The 14,756-nt window shown below is 64.5% G+C and carries 15 protein-coding genes; 5 read left to right on the forward strand and 10 right to left on the reverse strand.

Features of this window, described 5'->3' with window-relative positions; translation table 11 throughout:
• The first annotated feature begins 44 nt into the window (after nucleotides 1-44).
• Nucleotides 45-713, forward strand: coding sequence for a DedA family protein (locus DV027_RS04960; protein ID WP_242621732.1), 669 nt, complete (start codon nucleotides 45-47; stop codon nucleotides 711-713).
• Entirely contained in the window at nucleotides 710-1,651 is a 942-nt protein-coding gene (locus tag DV027_RS04965) for an SDR family oxidoreductase (RefSeq protein ID WP_130730813.1), read from the forward strand. The genes DV027_RS04960 and DV027_RS04965 overlap by 4 nt, the downstream gene beginning before the upstream one ends.
• Here the strand turns inward: DV027_RS04965 and trmB are convergent, their stop codons facing one another.
• Nucleotides 1,652-2,356 carry a tRNA (guanine(46)-N(7))-methyltransferase TrmB gene (gene trmB, locus DV027_RS04970; RefSeq protein WP_130730814.1) on the reverse strand — a complete coding sequence of 235 codons (705 nt, stop codon included), beginning with the start codon at nucleotides 2,354-2,356 and terminating at the stop codon, nucleotides 1,652-1,654.
• Nucleotides 2,357-2,395: 39 nt separating this feature from the next.
• Between trmB and DV027_RS17400 the strand changes: the two genes are divergently transcribed.
• Complete coding sequence (locus DV027_RS17400) at nucleotides 2,396-2,536, forward strand: hypothetical protein (protein WP_165399108.1); 141 nt, start codon at nucleotides 2,396-2,398, stop codon at nucleotides 2,534-2,536.
• Here DV027_RS17400 and metK read toward each other — a convergent pair.
• The 5 genes from metK to DV027_RS04995 all read right to left on the reverse strand — a co-directional run bounded on the left by metK (nucleotide 2,526) and on the right by DV027_RS04995 (nucleotide 8,977).
• On the reverse strand, nucleotides 2,526-3,713 hold the full coding sequence (metK, locus tag DV027_RS04975) for a methionine adenosyltransferase (RefSeq protein WP_130730815.1): 1,188 nt from the start codon (nucleotides 3,711-3,713) through the stop codon (nucleotides 2,526-2,528). The two genes, DV027_RS17400 and metK, sit on opposite strands and share 11 nt — an antisense overlap.
• A gap of 265 nt (nucleotides 3,714-3,978) precedes the next feature.
• Nucleotides 3,979-4,767, reverse strand: a complete 789-nt coding sequence (gene dapB / locus DV027_RS04980) for a 4-hydroxy-tetrahydrodipicolinate reductase (RefSeq protein WP_130730816.1) — start codon at nucleotides 4,765-4,767, stop codon at nucleotides 3,979-3,981.
• 184 nt (nucleotides 4,768-4,951) lie between these two features.
• On the reverse strand, nucleotides 4,952-6,076 hold the full coding sequence (dnaJ, locus tag DV027_RS04985; protein WP_130730817.1) for a molecular chaperone DnaJ: 1,125 nt from the start codon (nucleotides 6,074-6,076) through the stop codon (nucleotides 4,952-4,954).
• Nucleotides 6,077-6,265: 189 nt separating this feature from the next.
• Nucleotides 6,266-8,170, reverse strand: a complete 1,905-nt coding sequence (gene dnaK, locus DV027_RS04990; RefSeq protein ID WP_130730818.1) for a molecular chaperone DnaK — start codon at nucleotides 8,168-8,170, stop codon at nucleotides 6,266-6,268.
• A 186-nt stretch (nucleotides 8,171-8,356) separates the two neighbouring features.
• Nucleotides 8,357-8,977, reverse strand: a complete 621-nt coding sequence (locus tag DV027_RS04995; protein ID WP_130730819.1) for a nucleotide exchange factor GrpE — start codon at nucleotides 8,975-8,977, stop codon at nucleotides 8,357-8,359.
• A gap of 244 nt (nucleotides 8,978-9,221) precedes the next feature.
• Between DV027_RS04995 and DV027_RS05000 the strand changes: the two genes are divergently transcribed.
• Together DV027_RS05000 and DV027_RS05005 are read left to right on the forward strand one after the other, a co-directional pair.
• Nucleotides 9,222-9,932, forward strand: a complete 711-nt coding sequence (locus DV027_RS05000; protein ID WP_061275238.1) for a response regulator transcription factor — start codon at nucleotides 9,222-9,224, stop codon at nucleotides 9,930-9,932.
• A 110-nt stretch (nucleotides 9,933-10,042) separates the two neighbouring features.
• Nucleotides 10,043-11,713, forward strand: a complete 1,671-nt coding sequence (locus tag DV027_RS05005) for a stimulus-sensing domain-containing protein (RefSeq protein WP_242621741.1) — start codon at nucleotides 10,043-10,045, stop codon at nucleotides 11,711-11,713.
• On the opposite strand, the gene pqqE is transcribed toward DV027_RS05005, so the two are convergent.
• The 4 genes from pqqE to pqqB are packed head-to-tail and all read right to left on the reverse strand — an operon-like array spanning nucleotide 11,694 to nucleotide 14,732.
• Nucleotides 11,694-12,800 (reverse strand): pyrroloquinoline quinone biosynthesis protein PqqE, encoded by a 1,107-nt coding sequence (gene pqqE, locus DV027_RS05010; protein WP_130730821.1) that lies wholly within the window; start codon nucleotides 12,798-12,800, stop codon nucleotides 11,694-11,696. The two genes, DV027_RS05005 and pqqE, sit on opposite strands and share 20 nt — an antisense overlap.
• Complete coding sequence (gene pqqD / locus DV027_RS05015; RefSeq protein ID WP_130730822.1) at nucleotides 12,797-13,078, reverse strand: pyrroloquinoline quinone biosynthesis peptide chaperone PqqD; 282 nt, start codon at nucleotides 13,076-13,078, stop codon at nucleotides 12,797-12,799. The genes pqqE and pqqD overlap by 4 nt, the downstream gene beginning before the upstream one ends.
• Nucleotides 13,075-13,812 (reverse strand): pyrroloquinoline-quinone synthase PqqC, encoded by a 738-nt coding sequence (gene pqqC / locus DV027_RS05020; protein WP_130730823.1) that lies wholly within the window; start codon nucleotides 13,810-13,812, stop codon nucleotides 13,075-13,077. Before pqqC ends, pqqD begins: the two co-directional genes overlap by 4 nt.
• A complete protein-coding gene (pqqB, locus tag DV027_RS05025) occupies nucleotides 13,809-14,732 on the reverse strand; it encodes a pyrroloquinoline quinone biosynthesis protein PqqB (RefSeq protein ID WP_130730824.1) in 924 nt (307 codons plus the stop codon). The genes pqqC and pqqB overlap by 4 nt, the downstream gene beginning before the upstream one ends.
• Nucleotides 14,733-14,756: the final 24 nt, after the last annotated feature.

Consider the following 14,756-nt stretch of genomic DNA (forward strand, 5'->3'; position numbering starts at 1 on the left):
GTGTTTCACGGCCTGTGCCCGTACCCTACATAATCTTCTTATCTGTGACAGGTAGTCCGCTGCTTCACCATCTTGAATCCCTTTTCCAGCATTACGGCTATGGCGTAATCGGCGTCATTGTCATGCTCGAGAGCATGGGCATCCCCCTCCCGGCGGAAACACTGGTCATCTCCGCAGCCCTTTACTGCGCCACCACCCACAGACTGGACATAAGATGGGTGGCGACGGCTGCCATCATAGGCGCGATCATGGGCGACAACTGCGGCTACCTGATTGGCAAATGGCTGGGCTACCCGCTGCTCGAACGCAAGGGCGCGCGGATCGGGCTGACCGCGCGGCGGCTGCAACTGGGGCGCTTCCTGTTCCACCGGCATGGAGGCATCATCGTGTTCGTGGGGCGCTTTATCGCCATCCTGCGGGTGTTTGTTGCCCTGCTGGCGGGCGCCAACCATATGTCATGGCCCAAATTCCTGCTGTTCAATGCCATGGGGGGCATATTATGGGCGGGGGGCTATGCCTACGCGGCCTATTACCTGGGCAACCGCATCACGCGGCTGTCCGGCCCGGTGGGCATGACGGTCGCCATCTGTGGCGGGATCGTGCTGGTGTGTGCCATCATCTTCCTGCGCCGCAACGAAGCACGGCTGACGGCCGAGGCGGAAGCCACTGCCGAGAAAGAAATGAACCAACCCGGAGAACAGGCTGAACCATGAGCAGACACTGGACCATAAAACAGGCCCCCCGCATGGACGGGCGCCTGGCCCTGGTCACGGGTGCGACCGGTGGCCTGGGCTACCAGACCGCCCTTGGCCTGGCACGGCGCGGCGCGCGGGTCATGCTGGCGGGCCGCAACCCCGACAAGGGGCTGGCGGCACTCACGCGCCTGCAACAGGACGCACCGGGGGCCAGCGCCTCCTTCCGCCTGCTTGATGTCGCCTCGCTTGAATCCATCGCAACCTTTGCCCACGACCTCGCCGCCGAGACCGATACGCTCGATGTGCTGGTCAACAATGCGGGCGTGATGGGCACGCCCCACCGGCTGGAAACGCGCGACGGGTTCGAACTGCAGTTCGGCACCAATTTCCTTGGCCCCTTCGCGCTCACCGCGCGGCTGCGGCCACTGCTGTGCGCGCCCCGCCATGGCGGCCGCGTGGTGACGGTGGCAAGCCTTGCGGCGCTGACCGGCCAGATCGTGTTTGACGACCTGCAGGGCCGCCGCCGCTACGCGCCGTTCCGTGCCTACCGCCAGAGCAAGCTGGCCGATCTCATTCTGGCGCTGGAGCTTGACCGGCAGGCCCGCACGCATGGCTGGAACCTGCATTCCATCGCAGCCCATCCCGGCTGGTCCATGACCGATATCGCCACCAGCCGCCTCAATACCGAACAGGGCCTGCATGAACGCATGACCCGCTTTGGCGCGGTATGGGCGTTCCGGCTCATGGGGCAGTCCGCTGCCGATGGGGCGCTGCCCATCGAATTCGCCGCCATGGCGCCCGAGGCGCGTGATGGCGGTTACTACGGCCCCGGTGGCTGGGGCGAGCGCCGGGGGCCAGTGACCGAGGCCTTCGTGCCGCCCGCCGCCCGCGACCTGACCATTGCCAGGCGGCTGTGGCAGGCGGCCGAACGGCTGACCGGCACGTCGCTGTCGTGATCAGCGGCGGGTGAAGGTCCAGTACAGCGGCTGGCGACCTGCCCTGATTGCCTTGGCCTCGTACCGGGTGGGAGCCCAGCCCTCGGGCCGCACGGTGGCGGGAGGTGCGGTATCAAACAGGTCCTGCGCGCCCATCACTTCCTCCACCCAGGCCTGATAGGTCGGGTCATCGCTGGCCACGCGCCATAGGGCGCCAGGACGCAGCACGCGGGCGACCAGCTTCACTGTCTCGGGGTGGACAAAGCGACGCTTGGCATGGCGCGACTTGGGCCACGGATCGGGGAACATGAGGAACATGCGGTCGATCGACTGGTCAGGCAGGCCACGCAGCAGGATGCGCGCATCCTCATCCCATATCCGCAGCATGTCGGGGACGGGGGCGGTGTCCTCGCCGCCATCGGGCACGACGCGCGAAAGCAGGGAACACAGGCCGTTCTCGAACACCTCGCAGGCAATATAGCCTATGTCGGGGTGAGCGGCATGCTGGGCCAGCGAATGCTCGCCCCCGCCAAAACCCACCTCAAGCCAGATCTGCGCGGGCTTATGGCCAAAGTCCGTGGCCGGATCAGCAATGGCAGCCTCGGGAAAACGCATGCGCGGCAGCGTCTGGTCGAGCAGACGCTGCTGGCGGGGGCGCAGCGTATGGCCGCGCGGGCGTCCGTACAGTCGGTCTGGCGATGGCTTTACATCCACGGAGGCCGTCATCTATCCGAAAATCCTGCTCCTGCTGCCGTAATGCACGGCATGATTGAAAAACGCATCGGGGGCCGCCACGACCCGCTTTTGCAAGCAGCCATGGCAAGCCCCCTTGATACAGAAGTTTCTGGTGCAGCCTTTTTGAAAAAAAGCCGCACCCAAAAACTTTTATTGTCTTTTAGCGGTTGAACGCGCCACGCAGGGCATCGACCAGATCGGTCTGCTCCCAGGTGAAGTCGTCCTTCGCCGCATCCGGCGTGCGGCCGAAATGGCCGTAGGCGGAGGTCTGGGTGTAGATGGGGCGGTTGAGGCGCAGGTGCTTGCGGATGCCGCGCGGGCTGAGGTCCATGACCTCGCGCAGGACGCGGCCCAGCTTTGCCTCATCGATGTCCTTGCCCGTGCCATCAAGGTCCACATAGACCGAAAGCGGGTGCGAGACGCCAATGGCGTAGGAGATCTGCAGCGTGCAGCGATCGGCAAGGCCTGCGGCCACGACGTTCTTGGCCAGGTAGCGGCAGGCATAGGCTGCCGAACGATCCACCTTCGTGGGGTCCTTGCCCGAGAACGCGCCGCCGCCATGCGGGGCCGCACCGCCATAGGTGTCGACAATGATCTTGCGCCCGGTCAGGCCGCAATCGCCATCGGGGCCGCCGATCACGAACACGCCGGTGGGGTTGACGTAGAATTCATCTTCCGGCGGCATCCAGCCCTCGGGCAGCACATCGCGCACGATGCTGCCGAGTTCCTCGCGGATGGTGGCCTGGCTGGCGCCTTCCACGTGCTGGGTCGAGATCACGACCGAGGTGGCGCCCACGGGCTTGCCATCGACATAGCGCAGCGTGACCTGGCTCTTGGCATCGGGCTGCAGGGCTGCGGCGCGCGGGTCACCCGCCTTGCGCAGGTCGCGCACGCGGTGGAGGATGTCATGCGCGTAGAACAGCGGCGCGGGCATGAGGCTTTCGGTCTCGCGCGTGGCGAAGCCGAACATGATGCCCTGGTCGCCTGCGCCTTCGTCCTTCTCGCCCGCGCTGTCAACGCCCACGGCGATATCGGCGGACTGGGCATGCAGGTAGTATTCCACCTCGGCATTGCGCCATGAGAAACCGGCCTGGTCGTAGCCGATGTCCTTCACCGCATCGCGCGCGCCCTGAATCAGCAGGTCAGGGGTTACGGAAGACGGACCACGCACTTCACCGGCAAGGATGATGCGGTTTGTGGTGACCATCGTTTCACACGCAACGCGGGATTCACCGTCTGCTGTCAGGAATGCATCGAGAACGGTATCACTGATCCGGTCAGCGACCTTGTCGGGATGCCCTTCGGATACTGATTCCGATGTAAACAGAAAATCGCCTTTATTGCGCATGATGGTCCTGTCTGCCTCGTATGGAGTAGAATAACGCCTGCGAAACCGGGCGTACGATCGCATGCGTTTGGCCGAAACCCGCCCAAGCGTCAAGCCATTTCCCTGAATACCACCCTCCCGGATGGCCTGCGGCACGCGGATGGTCGAAGCACTGTCATGAAAAAGTTTTTGGTGAAGCTTTTTTCAAAAAGCTTCAAAAGACGCCGCCCTTTTGGAAAAAGGCGGCACCCAAAAACTTTTATCTTTTATTATCAATAATCTGACATCAATCGCGCGGCAGGCCCAGCACATCTTCCATGTCATAAAGCCCCACCTCATGCCCGCGCAGCCAGTGCGCGGCGCGGACCGCGCCCGTGGCATACACCCTGCGGTCAAAGGAACGATGGGTCAGGCTGATCTGTTCATGGCTGGAGGTAAAAATGACCGAATGCTCGCCCACGATCTGCCCGCCGCGCAGGGCCGCGAAACCGATCGCGCCATCGGCACGCGGGCCGGTATGGCCATCGCGCCCGCTTTCAATATGGTCCTCAAGCCTGATTCCCCGCCCCTGCGCCACCGCGCGGCCCATGGCCAACGCAGTGCCCGAGGGGGCATCCACTTTCTGCCGATGATGCATTTCAAGGATTTCGGCATCATACTCGCTGCCGGGCAGGACGGCACCCATCTGGCGGGCAAGGCGGGTGACCAGCGTCACCCCGGGCGAGAAATTGGCCGCCTGCACCACGGCAATGCGGGTCGCGGCCTGATCGACCGCCTGCTGGTCGGCCACTGACAGGCCGGTCGTGCCCAGCACCCAGGCCGTGCCTGCCGTTGCCAGGGCCTGGGCATGGCCCACCACCGTGCTGGCATGGGTGAAGTCGATCACCACATCACATTCCCGCGCCAGATCAGCAATATTGGCATGCACGGGGCAGTCGATCCCCTCGACAGGGCAGCCATCGCGCGTCGTGCCACCAGCCAGCACGGCCCCCGCCGCTGGCACTTCCTGCGCCAGAAGGCGACCGACACGGCCATTAAGGCCCGTAATCCCGATCCGCAGGGGCTGCGCGTTCATGCTGTCTTCTCCACCAGTACCCAGATATGCAAATGGCGGCGCGACCGGGGGATCGCGCCGCCTGAACTCTATCCATGGTGCAGGTTGGGGGGGATTCACCATGAATAGTGGATCGACCCTACACCTGACCCATAAGCAATTTCAACCACCTGCAGGCCATGGTCGCCATGGCGTGAGGACAGGCTTATGGCTTGCCTTCAAAAAAGTCCTTCACCTTGCTGAAGAAGCCGGTGCTTTCGGGGCTGCCCTTGGCGTGGCCTACGGCATCGGCCTCGAATTCCTCCAGCAGTTCACGCTGGCGCTTGCTCAGGTGGCGCGGGGTCTCGACCACGACCTGGATATACATGTCGCCCCTTGCGGAAGACCGCAGCACCGAGAAGCCCTTGCCACGCAGGCGGAAGTGCTCGCCCGTCTGGGTGCCTGCCGGGATCTTGACCTTGGCGCGCGAGCCATCAACCACCGGCACCTCGATCTCGGTGCCAAGGGCGGCCTGCCCCATACGCACCGGCACGCGGCAATAGATATTGGCGCCATCACGCTGGAAAATGCCGTGCGCCTCCACCGACACATTCACATACAGGTCGCCTGCAGGCACGCCCTTGCCGCCGGCCTCGCCCTCACCACTGACACGGATGCGCATGCCATCTTCGACGCCTGCGGGGATCGCCACCTCAATGGTGCGGTTCTTTTCCACCGTACCCGCGCCATGGCATTTCTTGCACGGGTTGCGGATCAGGCGACCGGTGCCGTGGCAGGTCGGGCAGGGAACCAGCATGGAGAAAAAGCCCTGCTGCGCACGCACCTTGCCCGCGCCGTGGCACGAGGGGCATATTTCGGGCGCCTGGTCCTTGTCGGCGGAGCCGGAGCCATCACAGCTTTTGCAGATGACGCGGGTGGGAATGGTGATTTCCTTTTTCACCCCCACAAAGGCCTCGGTAAAGGTGATGCTGACCTGCACCTGGATATCGGCACCCGAGCGGCGGCCACCACGCCTGCCGCCCATTGCGTTGAACATTTGCTCGAAGATGTCGCCAAACCCGTCGCCACCGAAATCGAAGCCACCTGCTCCCGCGCCACCGCCCTCGAACGCGGCATGGCCAAAGCGGTCATAGGCGGCGCGCTTCTGGTCATCCTTCAGCACGTTGTAGGCTTCATTGATTTTCTTGAAGGTGTCTTCCGCTTCCGCATCGCCCGGATTGCGGTCGGGATGGTATTTCATGGCCAGCTTGCGATATGCCCGCTTGATCTCGTCGCCGTTGGCATCGCGCGCAACCTCAAGGGTTGCGTAATAATCTATATTGGTGGCCATGTCGGTCCTCTAGCAAACGCGGCCGCCCGGCTTGTCGCGGCACGATCCTCGCGTTCCATCTGTCGTTGTTGGGCAGCATATGAAAAGCGCCCGTCTTCAAAGAAGCACGGGCGCCACCTTGGTGGAAGGGGGCGCGGACCCTCAGGCCCGCGCCCCGCTTTCCGGAGCCTGTATGACGCCTTGCGGCAATCAGGACTTCTTGGAGTCGTCCACGTCCTCGAAGTCGGCGTCGACAACCTTTTCGTCCTTCGGCGCGGCCTCACCAGCGGCCCCTGCGGCACCCGCGGCCTGACCTGCCTTGTGGATGGCTTCACCAATCTTCATGCCAACCTGCGTCAGGTGATCGGTCGCGGTCTTGAGCGCCTCGGCGTCCGTGCCTTCAAGTGCCTTGCGCACGGCGGCGATCGCGGCTTCGGCTTCGGCCTTTTCAGCAGCCGGGATCTTGTCGCCACCTTCAGCCAGTGACTTCTCGACCTGATGGGTCATGCCTTCGGCCTGGTTACGGGCCTCGACCTGCTCCTTCTTGGCCTTGTCGGACTCGGCATTGGCTTCGGCATCCTTCACCATCTTTTCGATGTCGGACTCGGACAGACCACCAGAAGCCTGGATCTTGATCTGCTGTTCCTTGCCGGTCGCCTTGTCCTTGGCCGAGACGGACACGATGCCGTTGGCGTCGATGTCGAACGTCACCTCGATCTGCGGCACGCCACGCGGTGCGGGTGCGATGCCGGTCAGGTCGAAGTTGCCCAGCAGCTTGTTGTCAGCCGCCATTTCACGCTCGCCCTGATAGACCTTGATGTTCACGGCGTCCTGATTGTCCGCCGCGGTCGAGAAGGTCTGGCTCTTCTTGGCCGGGATGACCGTGTTGCGGTCGATCAGGCGGGTAAACACGCCGCCAAGCGTCTCGATACCCAGCGAGAGCGGGGTCACGTCGAGCAGCAGCACGTCCTTCACGTCACCCTGCAGCACCGCACCCTGCACGGCGGCGCCAATGGCGACCACTTCGTCGGGGTTCACGTTGCGGGCGGGATCCTTGCCGAAGAACTCCTTCACCGTCTCGATCACCTTGGGCATGCGGGTCATGCCGCCCACGAGGATGACTTCATCGATCTGGCCCGCCGAGAGGGACACATCCTTCATCGCCTCGCGGCAGGGCTCGAGCGTGCGCTGGATCAGGTCATCGACCAGGCTTTCCAGCTTCGCACGGGTCAGCTTGACCTGGATGTGCTTGGGACCCGACGCGTCAGCGGTGATGAACGGCAGGTTGATCTCGGTCTCCTTGGCGGAGGAGAGCTCGATCTTGGCCTTTTCCGCCGCTTCCTTCAGGCGCTGGAGGGCCATCTCGTCCTTACGCAGGTCGATGCCCTGCTCGCGCTTGAACTCGTCGGCCAGGAAGCCGATGATGCGGGCATCGAAGTCTTCACCGCCAAGGAAGGTATCACCCTTGGAGGACTTCACCTCGACCACATCTTCGGAAATCTCAAGGATGGACACGTCGAACGTGCCGCCACCAAGGTCATAGACCGCGACAGTGCCCTGCTTCTTCTTCTCCAGGCCATAGGCCAGGGCAGCAGCGGTCGGCTCGTTGATGATGCGCAGCACTTCAAGGCCCGCGATGCGGCCTGCATCCTTCGTGGCCTGACGCTGGGAGTCATTGAAGTAGGCCGGAACGGTGATGACGGCCTGCTTGACCGGCTCGCCCAGATAGGACTCGGCGGTTTCCTTCATCTTGCCCAGGATAAAGGCGGCGATCTGCGAGGGTGCGTATTTCTTGCCCTGTGCCTCGACCCATGCATCACCGTTGTCGCCCTTGACGATCGCGTAGGGAACAAGGGTCTTGTCCTTCTCCACGGTCGGGTCGTCATAACGGCGACCGATCAGACGCTTGACGGCATACAGCGTGTTGGCCGGGTTGGTGACGGCCTGGCGCTTGGCGGCCTGACCCACGAGCATCTCGCCGCTGGCGGTAAAGGCGACCATCGACGGGGTCGTGCGTGCGCCTTCGCTGTTCTCGATAACCCGCGTCTCGTCGCCTTCACGCACGGCAACGCAGGAATTGGTCGTACCAAGGTCGATACCGATAACCTTGCTCATGTAATCTTCTCCTTTTCAGCGGCCTGTCCGGACCCGAAGCATCGGGACAGACCCTTCTTTTTTCAGTATTCCGGCGCGTGGCGTGGACTGTCTTTTTTCACATCCACCCGCACGTCGTTATCATTATCCGATGTAGGCAGCCCGTGCGTCGCTTTCAAGAGGATCCAGCCATGCACGGGCGGGATTTCACCCTTCCTGCGCCGGCCCCTTTGACACGACCACCATGGCCGGCTTGAGCAACCGCCCGTGCAGGGTCCATGACGGGGTCCAGGCGTCCAGCACGGTATCCTCGGGGTGTTCGTCGCTGTGCTGCTGGCTCATGGCCTGATGCAGGTTGGCGTCAAAGGGCTTGCCCTTCGCGTCTTCCGCCTTGATGCCGTTGCGCTCGAGAATGCCCATGAACGAACGCTCGGTGCCCTCGATCCCTTCGCGCATGCTGGTGATCAGCCTGTCCTCGCCCTCGACGGGCTTGGGCAGGCTGGCGAGCGCGCGCTTGAGGTTCTCGGCCGCCTCGACCACGTCCTTGGCGAATTTCTGCACGGCATACTGCCGGGCCTCTTCCACTTCGCGCTTTGTGCGAACGCGGAGATTCTGCATATCGGCTTCCGCGCGCATCCACTTGTCGCGCAGGGAAGCGACTTCGGCTTCAAGCTCGGCTATGCGCGGGTCGACCGTGGCTTCCGCCTCGGGCGCTGCCGCTTCATGAGCCTGCGCTTCATCATGGGCCTGCGCTTCATGCGCATCGGAGGGCGTGCCGTCGCCGTGGGGGGCGTCGGCAAAGGGGTTGGGGTCTGTGTTCTCGCTCATGCTCTTACAAGTAGGTAACGACTGACCGATGGACAAGGCACTGCGCTCCCGGCAGGCATGCCGATTTTGCGCAACGTCCCTGCCGTGAACGGAGCAGCCGGAATGACGTTATCATTCCAGTGGATCCCGGCACCCGCATCCCCTCATGACATGCGGGCGGTTATGACGCTATGCTGCGCGCGCCTGCCAGGCAAGGTGCTGGCGGTCATGCCCGGATCGGCGAAGGAGCAAAAAGAGAGCCCCCATGGAGCCAACGAAACAGACGATCGTGCTGGTTGATGATGACAGGAACATCCTGACCTCCGTGCAGATGACACTGGAGGCGGAAGGCTTCATCGTCCGCACCTATACCGATGGGGAGAGCGCGCTGCATGGTCTGTCATCGCGCCCGGCCGACCTGGCGGTACTTGATATCAAGATGCCGCGCATGGACGGGATGGAACTGCTCCAGCGCCTGCGCGCGCGCTCGCAGCTGCCGGTGATCTTCCTGTCTTCCAAGGATGAGGAGGTGGACCAGCTCATGGGCCTGCGCCTGGGGGCGGATGACTACATCACCAAGCCGTTCTCGCAGCGCCTGCTGCTCGAGCGCATCCGCGCGCTGCTGCGCCGCAACGAGGTCAGCCGCAGCGAGGCGGCGGGCATCAGCCCCACCGGCACCATGGTGCGCGGCGGCCTGTCGCTGGATGAAACCCGCCACCAGTGCCTGTGGCACGGGCGCGACATCCAGCTTACGGTCACCGAGTTCCTGCTCGTCAAGGCGCTTGCCGCGCGCCCCGGCCTGGTCAAGTCACGTGACCAGCTGATCGATGCGGCCTATGGCGAGAACATCTATGTGGATGACCGCACCATCGACAGCCACATCAAGCGCGTGCGCAAGAAGTTCCGGCAGGTGGATGACGAGTTCAACCAGATCGAGACGCTGTACGGCATCGGCTACCGCTACAAGGAGGAATGACCACGCCGGTGTCCCGTCTCCTCCTGTCTTCCCTGCCGCTTCCCCGCCCGCTGCGCCGCCTGCTGCCCCGGCGGTGGAGCGGGGAGCGGCAGAACGCGGTCGCGGAATTCATGGAATACCGCACCCGGCTGGTCTCGCCGCTCATGCGGCGCATCCTTCTGGTCAATACGCTGCCGCTTGGCCTGCTGGCGCTGACGCTGCTCTACCTGACCCAGTTCCAGAACAGCCTGCTCGAGGCCGAGGTCTCGGCCCTGCGCGAGCAGGCGCGCATCTATGCCGGCGCGCTGGGGCAGAGTGCCGTGATCGTGTCGCGCCGCGACGTGACCCTGGCGCCTGACCTCGCGGGCCCGCTGCTGCTACGCCTGACCGAGCCCAGCCCGAGCGCCCATGCCCGCCTGTTTGCCCCCGATGGCCAGGTCGTGGCCGACAGCCGCGTGGAACAGGCTGGCTTCGGCATCAAGGCCACGCCTTTGCCACCGGCGGAGGAAGACGAGCACGCAAGCCCGCCCCACGGCACATCGATCAATATGGGCGAACGGCTGTATAACTGGCTTCTGGCGCAGTTGCCCACCCTCTCGGGCGAGCGGATCATGACGCTGGACACGCCGGATTCAGACCCGTCGATCCAGCCCGTGACCCAGCCCGATGGCACGCGGGTGATGGAGATCCCGCCCTATATCCGCCGCAACGCCGACCACCAGCTCATGGTGACCGTGGCCGAGCCGGTCATGCATGCGGGGCAGACCACGGTGGGCATCATCCAGCTTACGCGCGAGGCGAGGGATGTCGATCGCTCGCTGTTTGCGGTGCGCTCGTCCATCCTGTCGCTGTTCCTCATGGCGCTGGCGCTGACCATCCTGCTCTCGTGGTATCTGTCGCTCACCATTGCGCGCCCGCTGCTGCGGCTGGCCGCCTCGGCCCATACCATGCGCGAATCCTCAGACCGCACCGACATGGTGCCCGAGCGCCTGCTGGCCCGGCGCGACGAGATTGGCGAGGTCGCCCGCGCATTGCAGGACAGTGCGAGCGCGCTGTGGGCCCGCATGGACGCCATCGAGCGCTTTGCCGCCGATGTCAGCCACGAGATCAAGAACCCGCTCTCCTCCATCCGCTCGGCCATTGAAAGCCTGCTGCGCATCGATGACCCCGAGCGCCAGCGCCGCCTGATGTCCATCATCAATGACGACGTGCGCAGGCTCGACCGGCTGATTACCGATATTTCCGACGCCAGCCGCGTGGATGCCGAACTCTCGCGCACCCGCGCCGAGCCGGTGGCCATCGTGCCGCTGCTGTCCGTGCTGGCCGAAATCCATCAGGCCACGCGCCAGCCGGGCCAGCCCTTCATGGCGGTGGCCAGCAGCGGCGACAGCCCGGAGCGCAGGCTGGTGGTGCTGGCGGTGGAGGACCGGCTGGTGCAGGTGCTGCGCAACCTGATCGGCAACGCCATCTCGTTCTCGCCGCCTGATGGCAAGATCCTGCTCAGCGCGGTGCCCGCGGGCGGCATGGTGGAGATTGCGGTCAGCGATGAAGGGCCCGGCATTCCGCAGGCCAAGCTCGACAACATTTTCGACCGCTTTTATTCCGAGCGGCCGAGCAGCGAGAATTTTGGCCAGCATTCCGGCCTGGGCCTGTCCATCAGCAAGCAGATCATCGAGGCCCTGCGCGGCACCATCAGCGCCGAAAACCGCGTGGATGCCGATGGCCACGTGCAGGGTGCGCGCTTCGTGATCTGCCTGCCACGCGTGGACGTGAAGGGCGAGGTCAGCCGACCTCATCCGTAGCGCGCGCGTAACGCCGGTAGCGAAAGGGCGGCGGCTCGGCAGGCAGGGTGTCGAGCACGGCCTTGACCCGCTCATGGTCGGGTGCGCGCGAACACACCGGGTCGGTCGCGGCGGCATTGCCCGCCAGCGCCAGGGCCTGGCAGCGGCAGCCGCCCCAGTCCTTCTCACGCTGGTCGCAGCTCCGGCAGGGCTGGGGCATCCAGTCCGTGCCGCGGAACATGGTAAAAAGCGGGGCCTCACGCCAGATATGGTCCAGCGTGTCATGCCTTACGTCAGGGAAGGCGACGTTGGGGATGGTCTCCGCCGCATGGCACGGCAGCACCCGGCCCGAGGGCGAGATGTTGATGAACCGCCGCCCCCAGCCGCCCATGCACGGCTTGGGCCGATCGGCATAGTAATCGGGGGTGACGTAATCGATGGTCAGGCGGCCTTCGTATTTTTTCCGCGCGGCTTCCACCGCCTCGGTGGTCTGCTCAAGCTGGGCGGCGGTGGGCATGAGGGCCTCGCGGTTGGCCAGCCCCCAGCCATAATACTGCGTATGGGCGATCTCGACCCGGCGCGCGCCCATCTGCAGCGCCGCTTCAAGCATCTGCGGCACGCGATCTGCATTTTCGCGGTAGATGACGAAGTTCAGCGTCAGCGGCATGCCGTCGGCTGCAACCAGCCGCGCCGCCTCGATCTTGCGGGCCTGCGCGCCCTTCATGCCGCCGACAAGCTCGGCATTCGCCGTATCGATATCCTGAAACGAAAGCTGGACGTGATCGAGTCCCGCCGCCACCAGCGCGGGAAAAGTCTTCTCGTTGAGCAGTACGCCGGAGGTGATGAGGTTGGTGTACAGCCCCAACCCCACGGCATGGCGGATGAGTTCGGGCAGGTCGGGGCGGCTCATCGGCTCGCCGCCCGAAAAATGCACCTGCAGCACCCCCATCTCGGCAGCCTGGTCGAGCACGCTGATCCACTCGGCGGTGGAAAGCTCGTTTTTACGTGGCTCCAGCGCCAGCGGGTTGGAACAGTACGGGCACTGCAACGGGCAGCGATGCGTGAGTTCCGCCAGCAGGCTCATGGGCGAGAGAATGGTTTCGGTCATGCCACCAGCACCTGTCGGGTCATGAGGTCACTGACCATGACATGGACATCGCGCCCGATCACATCAACCGGGGCGGCAAAGCGGCTGGCCAGATCGGCAATGATCTGGCCCAGCGTGCGCGTGCCATCGACCAGTCTGAGCACTTCGGCTGCGATGGGGTCGGGAATGAAGGCCCGCTCCGGCGCCTGGATGATCCAGCGCTCGCGCACGCGGTCATGCTGCAGCCGCACTCCGCGCGCGAAGCGGATGACCGTCTCGTCGGTAAGGGCTGCGCTCATGCCGCATCCGGGCGGAACGCACCAGGGGGGATGCGGCCGGGATTGACGTAGGCATATTCCAGCTCATCCAGCATGGCCCACAGCACGCCACACTTGAACTTGAGCGCGCCGAGCACGGCCTGCTGCTGCTCGGGCGTGCGGGCATGTTCCTTCACGTAACCCAGCGCGAAATCGGAATCACGCGGGGCCTGTGTCAGGCGCGGCTGGAAGTAGGCGAGTGTTTCAGGCGTGATGAAGTCGTAATGGCGCAGCATGCCCGCCACACGCTCGCTGATGATGGTGGGCGAGAACAGCTCGGTCAGCGAGGAGGCGATGGCCTCGAGGATGGAGCGGTCGCGCACGAAGGCCACATACGCATCCACCGCAAAGCGGGTGGCGGGCAGCAGCCCTTCGAGCGACTCCACATAGGCGCGGTCCAGCCCCAGCCCGTCGGTCAGCTTGAGCCAGCGCGCGACACCACCGGTGCCCGGTGCATCGCCATCATGGTCAACCAGCCGCCGGCGCCATTCGCGCCGCAGCTCCGCCGTGGGCAGGCGGGCGAGCAGCGTTGCGTCCTTGGCGGGAATGCTGGCCTGGTAATAATAGCGGTTCAGCGCCCAGGCCTGCACCTGCGCACGGTTGAGCCTGCCATCATGCAGCGCACGGTGGAAGGGGTGCAGGTTGTGGTAGCGTTCCGCCCCGATGGCGCGGAGTGCGGCTTCAAGTTCATCGGGGGAAAGCAGGGGTGCGCTCATGCCGTAATCCTCATCCCGTCATGGGAGATTTCCCACCCTGCGGCCTCGACGGCGGCGCGCTCGGGCGTATCCGCCAGCAGCACAGGGTTGGAATTGTTGATGTGTATGAAAATCCTGCGCTTGATGCCCAGGTCACGCAGGGCGGCGATGGTGCCGTCCATCCCGTCCATGGACATGTGGCCCATGCGGCGGCCGGTCTTCTCGCCCAGGCCCGCGCGCACCATCTCGTCATCCACCCACAGCGTGCCGTCAAAGAACACGGCATCCGCCCCGCGCAGGCGCACGCGCAGGTTATCGGTCATGCGCGCGCAGCCGGGCACGAAGCACACGCGGTGGCTGCCATCGGAAATTTCGAGGCCGATCGTCTCGCCATTTTCACAGATGGCCGCAGGGTCAGGGCCGGACTCGGCATAAAGCGGCACCTTGCCGGGCACGGCAAAGGGCACGATGGTCAGGCCCGCGGGCGCGCCATCGGTCAGCTTCAGCGCCACGGGCTGGTCCAGTCCCATCGGTTCACGGGTCACGACCGCGCGGTTCAGGGCCTCAAAAATGGGGTTGGCATCCAGCATGGACAGCACTTCGGGCGTAGCCAGAAGGGTAAAGGGCTGTCGCTCGCGCAGGGTGAGCAGGCCGGTGATGGTATCCACCTCGCCGCCTGTCAGGATCACGCCAGCGATGGGCGTGGAGCGCAGGCCCTCGCTGGGGTGGAGGGCAGGGGTCTGGTTGATCTGGGTGCGCAGGTCAGGTGATGCGTTGACCACGAACCAGTTCTTTCCATCTCCGCTGATGGCGATGGAAGCCTGTGTGCGGGGCAGGGCTGCCGGATCGCCGGCCCTGGCCCGCCTGCAACCGGGAGCGTTGGAGTTCCATTGGGGAAATCCGCCGCCCGCCGCCGCGCCGAGAACGATAATGTCGATCATGGACGCAGAGTGTAAAAGAAAATC

It is taken from the genome of Komagataeibacter xylinus (genome assembly GCF_004302915.1).
GTDB classification, from domain to species: domain Bacteria; phylum Pseudomonadota; class Alphaproteobacteria; order Acetobacterales; family Acetobacteraceae; genus Komagataeibacter; species Komagataeibacter xylinus_C.

What these genes read in the sequence shown, in the direction of transcription:
- dapB (WP_130730816.1), bottom strand. Translation starts at nt 4,767, where the DNA reads ATGAACGCGCAGCCCCTGCGGATCGGGATTACGGGCCTTAATGGCCGT.
- dnaJ (WP_130730817.1), bottom strand. Translation starts at nt 6,076, where the DNA reads ATGGCCACCAATATAGATTATTACGCAACCCTTGAGGTTGCGCGCGAT.
- pqqB (WP_130730824.1), bottom strand. Translation starts at nt 14,732, where the DNA reads ATGATCGACATTATCGTTCTCGGCGCGGCGGCGGGCGGCGGATTTCCC.
- DV027_RS05005 (WP_242621741.1), top strand. Translation starts at nt 10,043, where the DNA reads ATGGAATACCGCACCCGGCTGGTCTCGCCGCTCATGCGGCGCATCCTT.
- trmB (WP_130730814.1), bottom strand. Translation starts at nt 2,356, where the DNA reads ATGACGGCCTCCGTGGATGTAAAGCCATCGCCAGACCGACTGTACGGA.
- dnaK (WP_130730818.1), bottom strand. Translation starts at nt 8,170, where the DNA reads ATGAGCAAGGTTATCGGTATCGACCTTGGTACGACCAATTCCTGCGTT.
- pqqD (WP_130730822.1), bottom strand. Translation starts at nt 13,078, where the DNA reads ATGAGCGCAGCCCTTACCGACGAGACGGTCATCCGCTTCGCGCGCGGA.
- pqqE (WP_130730821.1), bottom strand. Translation starts at nt 12,800, where the DNA reads ATGACCGAAACCATTCTCTCGCCCATGAGCCTGCTGGCGGAACTCACG.
- DV027_RS05000 (WP_061275238.1), top strand. Translation starts at nt 9,222, where the DNA reads ATGGAGCCAACGAAACAGACGATCGTGCTGGTTGATGATGACAGGAAC.
- metK (WP_130730815.1), bottom strand. Translation starts at nt 3,713, where the DNA reads ATGCGCAATAAAGGCGATTTTCTGTTTACATCGGAATCAGTATCCGAA.
- DV027_RS04995 (WP_130730819.1), bottom strand. Translation starts at nt 8,977, where the DNA reads ATGAGCGAGAACACAGACCCCAACCCCTTTGCCGACGCCCCCCACGGC.
- DV027_RS17400 (WP_165399108.1), top strand. Translation starts at nt 2,396, where the DNA reads ATGATTGAAAAACGCATCGGGGGCCGCCACGACCCGCTTTTGCAAGCA.
- DV027_RS04965 (WP_130730813.1), top strand. Translation starts at nt 710, where the DNA reads ATGAGCAGACACTGGACCATAAAACAGGCCCCCCGCATGGACGGGCGC.
- pqqC (WP_130730823.1), bottom strand. Translation starts at nt 13,812, where the DNA reads ATGAGCGCACCCCTGCTTTCCCCCGATGAACTTGAAGCCGCACTCCGC.